The sequence below is a fragment of the Sulfurospirillum sp. 1612 genome, from assembly GCF_036556685.1.
Taxonomy (GTDB): domain Bacteria; phylum Campylobacterota; class Campylobacteria; order Campylobacterales; family Sulfurospirillaceae; genus JAADIZ01.
The window spans coordinates 1,517,370-1,529,128 of sequence record NZ_CP140614.1 but is presented as its reverse complement, the minus strand read 5'-3'; the positions used below and the strand labels follow the sequence as shown (position 1 = coordinate 1,529,128).

Annotated in this window: 9 protein-coding genes; 8 read left to right on the top strand and 1 reads right to left on the bottom strand. The window is 38.9% G+C overall.

Annotated features, from left to right (window positions below; genetic code table 11):
* Nucleotides 1–49 precede the first annotated feature (49 nt).
* From SFB89_RS07655 to argH, 5 genes are all read left to right on the top strand, one after another.
* A complete protein-coding gene (locus SFB89_RS07655) occupies nt 50–307 on the top strand; it encodes an OadG family protein (protein WP_331774094.1) in 258 nt (85 codons plus the stop codon).
* Nucleotides 308–320: 13 nt separating this feature from the next.
* Nucleotides 321–2,162 carry a biotin/lipoyl-containing protein gene (locus SFB89_RS07650; protein WP_331774093.1) on the top strand — a complete coding sequence of 614 codons (1,842 nt, stop codon included), beginning with the start codon at nt 321–323 and terminating at the stop codon, nt 2,160–2,162.
* 9 nt (nt 2,163–2,171) lie between these two features.
* On the top strand, nt 2,172–3,497 hold the full coding sequence (locus SFB89_RS07645) for a sodium ion-translocating decarboxylase subunit beta (RefSeq protein ID WP_331774092.1): 1,326 nt from the start codon (nt 2,172–2,174) through the stop codon (nt 3,495–3,497).
* 17 nt (nt 3,498–3,514) lie between these two features.
* Nucleotides 3,515–5,089, top strand: a complete 1,575-nt coding sequence (gene pckA, locus SFB89_RS07640) for a phosphoenolpyruvate carboxykinase (ATP) (protein ID WP_331774091.1) — start codon at nt 3,515–3,517, stop codon at nt 5,087–5,089.
* Between the two features lie 61 nt (nt 5,090–5,150).
* On the top strand, nt 5,151–6,539 hold the full coding sequence (gene argH, locus SFB89_RS07635; protein ID WP_331774090.1) for an argininosuccinate lyase: 1,389 nt from the start codon (nt 5,151–5,153) through the stop codon (nt 6,537–6,539).
* A 12-nt stretch (nt 6,540–6,551) separates the two neighbouring features.
* Here argH and SFB89_RS07630 read toward each other — a convergent pair whose 3' ends face one another.
* Nucleotides 6,552–6,908: a histidine triad nucleotide-binding protein gene (locus SFB89_RS07630; RefSeq protein ID WP_331774089.1), complete on the bottom strand. Its 357-nt coding sequence runs from the start codon at nt 6,906–6,908 to the stop codon at nt 6,552–6,554.
* Between the two features lie 230 nt (nt 6,909–7,138).
* Here SFB89_RS07630 and pheS point away from each other — a divergent pair, with 230 nt between their 5' ends.
* The 3 genes from pheS to aroA are packed head-to-tail and all read left to right on the top strand — an operon-like array spanning nt 7,139 to nt 11,744.
* Nucleotides 7,139–8,131, top strand: a complete 993-nt coding sequence (gene pheS / locus SFB89_RS07625; RefSeq protein ID WP_331774088.1) for a phenylalanine--tRNA ligase subunit alpha — start codon at nt 7,139–7,141, stop codon at nt 8,129–8,131.
* A complete protein-coding gene (gene pheT, locus SFB89_RS07620) occupies nt 8,128–10,461 on the top strand; it encodes a phenylalanine--tRNA ligase subunit beta (RefSeq protein ID WP_331774087.1) in 2,334 nt (777 codons plus the stop codon). Before pheS ends, pheT begins: the two co-directional genes overlap by 4 nt.
* Nucleotides 10,458–11,744, top strand: a complete 1,287-nt coding sequence (aroA, locus tag SFB89_RS07615; protein WP_331774086.1) for a 3-phosphoshikimate 1-carboxyvinyltransferase — start codon at nt 10,458–10,460, stop codon at nt 11,742–11,744. Before pheT ends, aroA begins: the two co-directional genes overlap by 4 nt.
* Nucleotides 11,745–11,759: the final 15 nt, after the last annotated feature.

Genomic DNA, 11,759 nt, shown 5'->3' with positions numbered 1-11,759 from the left:
GTTAGAATACTTTACTTTTAAATAATTCTCTACAACAGGAGGTGCTTATATGGACCAGAATATAATCATTGACGGTTTAAAATTTATGGTTTTAGGGATGGTAACAGTCTATCTATTTTTAGCCTTGATGATTTTAGTGCTACGTATCGAACATAAACTTGTCACAAAGTTTTTTCCGAACAAGGCAAATTCCCCAACTCCACAACCTGCACCGATTAAGCCACAGATCGTATCTTCTGATAATGACTTGGCACTTGTAGCGGCTATCACCGCAGCGATACAACATCACAAAAATCAAAATGGATAAAGAGTAGGACAAAATGGCAAAAAAATATATTGATATAATGGACACGACATTCAGAGATGGATTTCAGTCTGTTTTTGGTGGACGAGTTTTAATGGATGATTTCATGCCGGCAGTTGCAGCTGCCAGAGAGGCAGGAATTACTCATTTTGAATTTGGAGGAGGCGCGCGATTTCAAAGTCTCTTTTTTTATCTCAATGAAAATGCCTTTGAGATGATGGACCGCTTTCGTTCTGTCGCAGGGCCGGATGCGAATCTACAAACCCTAGCACGTGGTGTTAATACCGTAATGCTTGATACCGGCAGCAGAGATTTGATTGACTTGCATGCGAAAATGTTCAAAAAGCATGGCACGACAACGATTCGAAATTTTGATGCACTGAATGATGTTGAGAATTTAAAATACAGTGGTGAGCGCATCACTCATCACGGACTCAAGCACGAAGCCGTCGTCACAATGATGGATTTACCTCCTGGATGTGTTGGGGCTCATGATGTGGCTTTTTATGAAAAAACACTACGAAAAATACTAGATACGGGCATTGCTTATGATAGCATCTGTTTTAAAGATGCCAGCGGTACTTCAAGCCCTAACAAAGTCTACGAAACGATTAAAATGGCCAAAAAACTTCTCCCTGAGGGCACTCATGTGCGTTTGCATACACATGAAACTGCCGGCGTGAGTGTGGCATGTTATTTAGCAGCTCTTGAAGCGGGAGTTGATGGTATCGATATGGCTGCAAGTCCCGTCAGTGGTGGTACGAGTCAACCAGATATCCTCACTATGTTGCATGCGACAAAAGGGATGGATTATGATCTTGGTGGCTTGGAACTTGAAAAAATCCTCAGTTATGAAGAGACATTAAAAGAGTGTTTGAAAGATTATTTTATGCCTCCAGAAGCGACACAAGTCTCTCCATTGATACCGTTTTCTCCGATGCCAGGAGGCGCATTGACAGCCAATACTCAAATGATGCGAGATAACAATATCTTACACAAATTTCCAGAAGTTATTAAAGCGATGCGAGAAGTGGTAGAAAAGGGGGGTTATGGCACCAGCGTGACACCGGTTTCTCAATTTTATTTCCAACAAGCATTTAACAATGTCATGTTTGGGCCATGGAAAAAGATTGCAGAGGGCTATGGCAAGATGGTATTAGGGTATTTTGGACATACTCCATCAGAACCAGATGCTGAGGTCATTCAACTTGCACAAGAGCAATTGAAACTCGAGCCGACAACAGAAAATGCTGTGGATATTGCAGATCAAGATGAAACAAAATCAATGGCCTACGTGAAGAATATTTTGGAAAAAGAAGGCATTGTTATCAATGACGAAAATATCTTTATAGCGGCTTCTTGTAAAGAAAAAGGGATTGCTTATCTCAAGGGAGAAGCAAAAGTTAATGTAAGAAAAATAGACAGAACAAAAAAAGAGGAGAAAGTAACAGTGGCAAAATCAAATGGTGATTATACAGTCGTAGTCAATGGTCAAAAATATAACGTTCAAGTCAGTGAAGGACTCGATGCGAATATTGAAGTCAAATCCGTTTCTCCTGCGACACCAGCAGCTGCGCCTACACAACCTGCACAGCCTACACAACCAACACAACCAACACAACCAACACAACCTGCCGCAAGTAGCGATGGTGTGGAAGTCAAATCAAGTCTTCCAGGTTCTGTATTTAAAATCGTTGTTAGCGAAGGACAACAAGTCAAAAAAGATGACGTACTTATTGTATTAGAAGCGATGAAAATGGAAATTGAAGTGGTATCACCGTGTGATGGAGTCGTAAAATCCATTTTGGTGAAACAAGGTGATAATGTAGAAGATGCCCAAACGCTAGTCATTCTATAAGGGATGGATATGAAAAACATACTTTTTGTTTTATTGACATTAGCTGCGATGACGCTCTGTGCAAAACCGCTGCATGCATCTAGCATGGAAAGCGATATCAAAACCACAGAGCAAGTGACACAGCATGAAGTCAAAAATATTTCAGAAATGTTTGTCAACTTTTATAAGACGACAGGTATTTATGCATTTTTGAATCCAGTTGATGGTGCAAAAAATGCCTTGGGTGAGCCTTTGAGCAAGTTCTCACAAAGTTGGGGACGTATTATCATGATACTGATAACATTTTTGCTCTTTTATTTGGCTATTGCTAAGGGATTTGAGCCACTACTGTTATTACCAATAGCGTTTGGCGGGCTGTTAGCGAACATCCCTTATGCCAATATTATCGGACATGAAGGCTTCTTGGGCGTTCTCTTTGAAGCCGGTATCAAAAATGAGCTGTTTCCTTTGATTATTTTTATGGGAGTGGGGGCAATGACGGATTTTGGTCCGCTATTGGCTAATCCAAAAACAGCCATATTGGGAGCGGCAGCTCAATTTGGAATCTTTGGTTCTTTGGTAGGAGCCTTAGCCCTTTCTCAATATACTCCATGGTTTAGTTTTTCATTAAAAGATGCTTCTGCCATCTCCATTATCGGTGGTGCAGATGGTCCGACTTCTATATTTGTAGCTTCAAAATTGGCTCCTGATTTAATGGGTGCTATTGCCGTAGCGGCATATTCTTATATGGCATTAGTGCCTATTATTCAACCTCCGATTATGCGATTGTTTACAACCGTTGAAGAGCGAAAAATCAAAATGAAACAGTTGCGACATGTGAGCAAAATAGAAAAATTGCTTTTTCCATTGACCGTTTTGATGCTCTCAATTTTTATCCTTCCTGAGTCAACACCATTGATTGGGGCATTGACATTTGGTAATTTTGCACGAGTTTCTGGTGTGGTTGATCGCCTCTCAGATACGATGCAAAATTCATTGATTAATATTGTGACGATATTCTTAGGATTGGCCGTAGGGTCAAAATTGGCGGCCGAAAAGTTTTTAATCCCCGATACTCTGGGTATTTTGGCCATCGGTCTTGTGGCATTTTCTGTCGGTACGGCAGGCGGTGTTATCATGGCAAAAATTATGAATCGATTCTCAAAGGTTAAAGTCAACCCTCTCATCGGGGCAGCAGGCGTGAGTGCCGTGCCTATGGCTGCAAGGGTTGCCAATAAAGTTGGTATGAAGGATGACCCTTCCAACATGCTTTTAATGCATGCTATGGGTCCAAATGTTGCCGGAGTAATTGGTTCTGCTGTGGCAGCAGGCGTATTGCTGTCGATATTTAAATAACCAGGAAGGAATTTGTTTTGAAAGTAAATGGAATTGAAAAGTTAGGACTAGAAAATATTGAGCATGTGTATCACAACTTGAGTTTTGATGAGTTGTTTGAGCATGAAGTAAAAAATAAAGAAGGCAGAATATCAAGCAGTGGAGCATTCACTGTGGATACGGGTATTTTTACCGGCAGAAGTCCCAAAGATAAATATTTTGTAAAACAAGATCCTTCTCAAAAATACATTTCGTGGGGGACCATCAATCAACCGACTACGAAAGAGGTTTTTGATGCATTGTTTCAAAAAGCAAAAGAACAACTCTCAGGGAAAGAAATCTACATACAAGATGCCTATTGTGGCTCTAGCTTAGATAGTAGAAAAAGTATCCGTGTGATTTCTGAAATCGCATGGCAAGCCCATTTTGTCAAAAATATGTTTATCCGTCCACCAGAAGAAGACTTGGCAAACTTTTTACCAGATTTTACACTCTATGTGGCATGTAAAACATCAGATGAAGATTATAAAGAGCATGGATTGCATTCTGATGTCTTTGTGATTTTTAACATTGAAGAGAAAATTGCCGTTATCGGTGGTACTTGGTATGGTGGCGAGATTAAAAAAGGTGTCTTTTCTATGATGAATTATTGGCTTCCATTAGAAGGCAAACTATCGATGCATTGTTCGGCAAATGTTGGCAAAGATGGAGATAGTGCGCTCTTTTTTGGGCTGAGTGGAACGGGTAAAACGACACTCTCGACTGATCCCCACCGTAAACTCATCGGTGATGATGAACATGGTTGGGATGACAACGGAATTTTCAACTTTGAAGGCGGTTGTTATGCTAAGTGTATCAATCTAGACCCAAGCAGTGAGCCTGAAATCTATGGCGCTATCAAGCGTGATGCGCTTTTGGAAAATGTGGTCTTAGATGATGCTGGCGTGGTTGATTACAGTGATGGCAGTAAGACTGAAAACACTAGAGTGTCTTATCCTATTTATCACATTGAAAATTTTGAAGAATCATCTCAAGCCGGTCATCCTAAAAAGATTATCTTTTTAACCGCTGATGCTTTTGGTGTGCTCCCTCCGGTCTCTCGTTTGACAAAAGAGCAAGCGATGTATTATTTTATGAGTGGATACACAGCAAAAGTCGCAGGTACAGAGCGTGGAATCACTGAACCGGTGGCAACCTTTAGTTCGTGCTTTGGGGAAGCATTTTTACCTCTTCATCCGACAGTTTATGCCAAATTATTGGGGCAAAAGATAGACCAACACGGTGTGGATGTTTATCTGGTAAATACTGGTTGGACCGGGGGAGAGTATGGTGTCGGCAAGCGTATGAGTATCAAAGCGACACGAGCGTGTATTGATGCGATACTGGATGGTACGATTAATGACTCAAACTTTTCTGTTTTACCGGTTTTTGGATTGAGTATTCCAGACCATCTTGATGGCGTTGATTCAAAAATATTAAACCCAAGAAATACATGGAGCGATAAAAATAATTATGATGAAGTAAGTAAAAAATTAGCGGGCATGTTTGTTGAAAACTTCAAAAAATACATCACTGCGGATTCAGACTTTTCACAGTTTGGACCAAAACTTTAGAAAAAACAAGAGAGCGTCACGCTCTCTTGCTACTACATTACATACAGATACTGGAGAATAAATGTCAAAATTATGGTCAGGAAGATTTTCAAAAGGTGCAACAAAACTATTAGATGAATTTAATGCATCATTATCATTTGATAAAAAATTGTATCATGAAGATATCAAAGGTTCAATCGCACATGCTACGATGTTAGGAGCTCAAGGTATTTTAGAAAAATCAGAAGTACTGAAAATCACTGAAGGACTCAAACAGATAGAAACAGAAATCGAATCAGGTGCCTTTGTTTTTGATATTTCAGATGAAGATATTCACATGGCTATTGAAACACGGTTGATTGCCATTGTCGGTGATGTGGGCAAAAAATTGCATACGGCAAGAAGTAGAAATGACCAAGTCGCTTTAGATTTTAGAATGTTTGTACTCGGTAGTAATCTTGAAATTATAGATAAACTCAAAGTGCTGATTGAAACGCTCATAGATATCGCAAAAGAAAACACCAATACCTTGATGCCAGGCATGACGCACTTGCAACATGCACAACCTATCAATTTTGGATTCCACATGCTCGCATATGCCAATATGTTTAAAAGAGATATTTTAAGATTTGAAGACTCTTATAAGCGAAATAATATCTTGCCATTAGGGTGTGCTGCACTTGCGGGAACTCCTCATCATATTGATAGAGAAAAAACTGCCAAACTTTTAGGTTTTGATGCGGTGAGTGCAAATTGTCTAGATACGGTCAGTGATCGGGATTTTGCCTTAGAGATATTATTTAATATCGCGACAACCATGATGCATGTGTCACGTTTTTCTGAAGAATTGATTTTGTGGTCAAGTTATGAGTTTAAATTTATCACGCTAAGCGATGAATACAGTACCGGCAGCTCTATTATGCCACAGAAAAAAAATCCTGATGTTCCTGAACTTTTAAGAGGGAAAACCGGTAGAGTCAATGGAAATCTTATATCATTATTGACGGTACTAAAAGGCTTGCCTTTAGCGTATAATAAAGACATGCAAGAAGATAAAGAGGGCGTCTTTGATAGCGTTGAAACCATTTTTATTTCATTGGAGATTTTAAATGAAGCTATCAAAACCATGAGTATCAATCAAAACAATATGATGCAAGCGTGTGCTACCGGACACCTTAGCGCGACAGATTTAGCAGATTATTTGGTTGCACATTGCAATATTCCTTTTCGTGAAGCTCACTTTATCACAGGACATGCTGTCTCTTATGCAGAAACGTTAGGCAAAGATATCAGTACTTTAACTATCGAAGAGTTGAAAAAAGTAGATGAGAGAATTGAAGAAGATGCTGTCAAATTCCTCGATTTAAGACACTCTATGAATGCTAGAAATTCACAAGGTGGAACTTCAGAAGCGAGTACGAAAGAGCAAATCAAAGAACTTGAAGCATGGGTAAAATCTTTTGGCGCATAAGTGCCAAAAGATTTAAAAAAAGTTTTTAGAGTCGCTATCTGCTAGATGACCCCAAGCAAGTTTTGCACCACCTAAAAGATGAAAATGCAGGTGCATGACTTCTTGACCACCGTTGTCACCGTTGTTGGTAATCAAACGATATCCGCTCTCATCAAGACCCAACAGTGTCGCAACTTCTTGTATAAAAGAGGTCATTTTCGCCATGATTTCTGGAGTGACTTGTTGGAAATTTTGAACTTCAACTTTCGGAATAATCAGGATATGAATCGGTGCTTTTGGATTGATGTCATGAAATGCTAAAAACTCGTCATTTTCTAGAACTTTATTACACGGTATTTCGCCTTTTATAATTTTGCTAAATATTGTCATGTTTTAGTATCTCCTTCTTTAATATTAAATTATTATACAATTTTTTTAATTAAAAAATACCTAGTAAAAACGTGATTTATATCGCTCTAGGCTGATGAATTATTTTTGCTTAACTCTTTTTAATGATTTTTTTTATATAATCTTAATAATTTCTACGTTTTTATGCGTGGTTACAAATTTATAATGGAAATTTTTACCGATAATGAGTCGGCAAAAATGGGAGCAATTAAATGAATGAAATACAAGAGCAGATAGCATCTTGCAAGGATCTGAAAAGCCTTGAAGCAATCAGAATATCAATGCTCGGCAAAAAAGGTTATTTTGCAGAACAGTTTGCCAAGATGAAATCTCTGCCAAAGGATGAGAAAAAGGATTTTGCTCAAAAACTCAATGAAGAAAAAGAAGATTTTTTAAATCTCTTCCAAGTGGCAAAAATGAAGCTCGAAGCAATCGCAATTGCTGAGGAAATGAAAGAGGAAAGTGTTGATGTAACGCTATTTAATAGCAAACCAACGTGTGGCGCGTTGCATCCTGTGATGGCAACAATGGATAAAATTATAGAATATTTTGTCAGTATGAATTTTTCCATCGAAGAGGGCCCTTTAGTTGAAGATGATTTTCACAACTTTGAGGCACTGAATCTTCCAAAATATCATCCTGCTCGTGATATGCAAGATACGTTTTATTTCAAAGACTCAATGTTACTCAGAACACATACCAGTCCGGTACAAATTCGAACCATGTTGAACCAAAAACCTCCCATTCGTATTATCAGCCCCGGTGCTGTTTTTAGAAGAGATTATGATTTGACGCATACTCCGATGTTTCATCAGGTTGAAGGCTTGGTTGTTGATAAAACCGGTGCCGTTTCATTTGCGAATCTCAAGTATATATTAGAAGACTTTTTAAAATACATGTTTGGAGATGTACGCGTGCGTTTCCGTCCTAGCTTTTTCCCTTTTACAGAACCGAGTACCGAAGTCGATATTAGTTGTATTTTTTGTAAAGGAAGTGGCTGTAGAGTGTGTTCTCATACCGGCTGGTTGGAAGTTTTGGGTAGCGGTGTTGTGGATCCTAATGTATTTAAAGCCGTTGAATTAAAAGATGTTAGTGGCTATGCTTTTGGATTAGGTGTGGAGCGATTTGCCATGTTGTTACATCGGATCCCTGATCTTCGTTCGTTATTTGAAGGGGATTTACGGTTATTGGAGCAGTTTAGATGATAGTTACAAAAAAATGGTTAGAAGAGTGGATTAATATCAAAAATATCGCGATTGACGATATTGCAAAAGAGTTCAATTCCATCGGTTTAGAAGTCGATCGTATTGAAAAAATACAAATGCCTCATGATGTGGTAGTCGGACATGTACTTTCGTGCGAGAAACATCCTAATGCGGATAAGCTCAATGTGTGTCAAGTCGATATTGGAGACAAAACAGAACAAATCGTGTGCGGTGCGAAAAATGTCGCTTCGGGACAGATGGTGCCTGTTGCCAAAGTCGGATCGGTTTTACCCGGAGGTATCAAAATCAAAGAAGCCAAACTTCGCGATATTATCTCTAATGGTATGATTTGTTCTTCCACAGAGTTGGGATTACCTAAAATCAATGACGGTATCATGATACTAGATGAAAGTATCGGCACGCTTGAAGTAGGGAAGGCTCTTACATCTTTTCCTTTATTAAATGATGAGATTATTGAGCTAGAACTCACCGCAAATCGTGGAGATTGTTTGAGTGTGCATGGTGTCGCAAGAGACATTTGTGTACCGTTTGGCTTGGAAGTAAATGATTTTGAAATTAAAGAAGAAGATGAAGCAACACTAGGCGTAGGGCGGATTCTAAATATGAACTGCGGTGAGAAAATAGAATCTTCATTTGTTTTTAAAGCCCTAGAGAATCGCGAAATCAAATCAAATGTACTCATCGACCTTAGATTGTCTTTGATTGGAGAATTTGATGATGATCCACTGCAAAGACTCTTGACCTATGCGACTCACGCGACGGGTGTTTTATTTCGAGCCTACGATTATGATAAATTTGAACAAAAAGATGGCAAAGCAATTTTGAGTATCAAAAAAGAGAGCAATCAACTCGATGCTGTCTTTAGTCACAAAAGATTGTCTTATGTCGGTATTTCGCAAGAACCTGAAGAAAAAGCGACCACTCAGAGTACAAAAATTATCCTGGAAGCAAATTACTCCAATCCAGACAAAATATCAGAACACAGTTACACGCTCAATCTCAAATCAGACCGGCATTTGTATCGCTCCACAAGAGGGAGTGAGCCAGATTTGGACTTTGGTATGAATTATCTCATTAGTTTGCTTGGTGCCAACTGCGATGTGATGGTTTATGCGGGGACACAACAAGTAGCTCAGGATTTCAAAGAAGAAATTATCAATCTACATGCCGATGAATTGACACAGATGATTGGTCAAGAAATTCCTAAAAATAGTGTTGTTGATATCCTGAAAAAGCTGGGATTCCGTGTGGTTTTCAGTCATGAACAAGATGCCATGAATATTCGTGTTCCGATGTTTCGACATGATATTGTCAACAAACAAGATATTTGTGAAGAAGTGGTGCGAATTGTCGGGATTGATAATATTGCTGCAAAACCGTTGACTTTTTTGGAGCAAGCCAAACACAATGACGCCTATGCTCATTTTAAAAAAAGACAATCTTATCGATATAAAGCGGCGTCAAATGGCTTTTTTGAGTCGATTGATTTTATATTTGATGATAAAGCAAGAGAAGAAAAATATGGCTTAGAAGTGGTGGATGAAACACTAGATTTGGCCAATCCTATCACCAGTGAATTAAACACACTGCGCTCTTCTTTGATTTTAAATATGTTAGATTCAATCAGTCGCAATACAAAATATGGAAAGAAAACCATTCCATTTTTCCAAATTGGTAGGGTATATAATCATCAAAGAGAAGAGACAACCAAGATTGCCTTTGTCTTTAGTGGTGAACAAGAATATGCCCAAATATCCAATCATGGCAAACCAGAAATGATTGGTTTTTATGCATTTGCCAGAAAAGTATCCAATGTGATTGGAGATTTTGAATTAGAAGTTCAAAAGCCACAAAATAAACTTTCAAATCCTTATGAATACGCTCTTGTCAAACAAAACAATCGTGTCATCGGTTATATTTCCCGACTCCATATTGAGATAGAAAAAGATTTTGACATTGCGAAAACTTACATTGCAGAACTTGATTTTGATGCGCTGCTTGATGAAAAATGTCTCGTTCAGAGTTATTCTAATTATCAGATGATATCAAGAGACCTTAGTGTCTTGATTCCAAAAGAGATGCAATATGCGCAGATAAAAGATTATATTAACACAATCAAACCAGCTGAAATGGTTGATTTTAGCGCCATTGATATTTACAGTAGTGCTGAATTAGGAGATAAAGTGAGTTTAACGATAAAATTCAACTTTCAATCTCATGAGAAAACTTTAGTAGATGAAGATATCACGGCAAATATGGAACATATATTAGACGCGCTTAAAGAAAAGTTTGGGATTGATATTCGATGAGTCAATTATGCGTCGCTCCCAAAGGACTCTTTGATGCTGAATTTTCAAATATAGCCAGCGATAAATCAATATCCCATCGCTGTGCTATTTTTTCATTGCTGAGTGATAAGCCCTCAACAATCAAAAATTATTTGAGAGCAGAAGATACGATGAATACACTCAAAATCACCGCATCACTAGGGGCAAAAGTCGAGATTGATGAGGATAAAATCACCATCATACCACCCCATCAAATACAAGAACCCCCTGTGGTTTTAGATTGTGGAAATTCAGGCACAGCGATTCGTTTGTTTATGGGATTTTTATCAACATGCGAAGGGTTTTTTGTATTAAGCGGCGATCAGTATCTAAATAGCAGACCCATGAGGCGAGTTGCCGACCCGCTAAGAGACATCGGTTCGCAAATCGAAGGAAGAGCCAATGGCGAGTTTGCGCCCCTTTGTATCCGTGGTAATACGGAGTTAAAAGCATTTACTTATGAGAGTAACATCTCCTCAGCACAAGTAAAAACCGCGATGATTTTAGCGGCATTACGAGCGCAAGGTGACTCCACTTTCAAGGAACCTAGTTTAAGCCGTGATCATAGTGAAAATATGTTAAGCGCTATGGGAGCAGCGTTGCATAGGGATCATGATACTATCATGATTTCTCCTTTAAGCAAACCATTAGCACCTCTAGATATTGAAGTCCCTAATGATCCCTCAAGTGGCTTTTTCTTTGCCGTGGCGGCGGCGATTACCAAGGGCTCCAAGGTGAGACTTAAAAATATGCTACTGAATCCAACGCGGATTGAAGCCTATAAAGTGTTGGCAAAAATGGGTGCTGATGTGAGATTTATCACAACCGATTCAAAATATGAAGTGGTGGGTGATATTGTGATAGAAGGCCACACATTGCATGGTGTTGAGGTGAGTGAAAATATTGCGTGGTTGATTGATGAACTGCCTGCACTCTCTATCGCTTTTAGTGTGGCAAAAGGCAAAAGTCTCGTCAAAAATGCCAAAGAGCTCAGAGTCAAAGAGAGTGACCGGATTGCTACGGTGGTTGAGAATTTAAAAAAATGTCAGATTCAAGTAAAAGAGTTTGATGATGGTTATGAAGTCGTAGGCGGTGCTCTAAAAGGCACGACTGTTGACTCTTATGGAGATCATCGCATTGCGATGAGTTTTGCGATTGCGGGGTTGTTGAGTGAGATGACAATCAAAGATATTGATTGCATTCAAACATCCTTCCCGAATTTTATAGATATTTTGTCTCAAATCGCCAATGTGAGGGTGGATTAACATCCGTTTTGAAGT

Coding starts and splice junctions, on each gene's coding strand:
- SFB89_RS07655 (WP_331774094.1), top strand. CDS start 50: ATGGACCAGAATATAATCATTGACGGTTTAAAATTTATGGTTTTAGGG.
- SFB89_RS07650 (WP_331774093.1), top strand. CDS start 321: ATGGCAAAAAAATATATTGATATAATGGACACGACATTCAGAGATGGA.
- SFB89_RS07645 (WP_331774092.1), top strand. CDS start 2,172: ATGAAAAACATACTTTTTGTTTTATTGACATTAGCTGCGATGACGCTC.
- argH (WP_331774090.1), top strand. CDS start 5,151: ATGTCAAAATTATGGTCAGGAAGATTTTCAAAAGGTGCAACAAAACTA.
- SFB89_RS07630 (WP_331774089.1), bottom strand. CDS start 6,908: ATGACAATATTTAGCAAAATTATAAAAGGCGAAATACCGTGTAATAAA.
- pheS (WP_331774088.1), top strand. CDS start 7,139: ATGAATGAAATACAAGAGCAGATAGCATCTTGCAAGGATCTGAAAAGC.
- pheT (WP_331774087.1), top strand. CDS start 8,128: ATGATAGTTACAAAAAAATGGTTAGAAGAGTGGATTAATATCAAAAAT.
- aroA (WP_331774086.1), top strand. CDS start 10,458: ATGAGTCAATTATGCGTCGCTCCCAAAGGACTCTTTGATGCTGAATTT.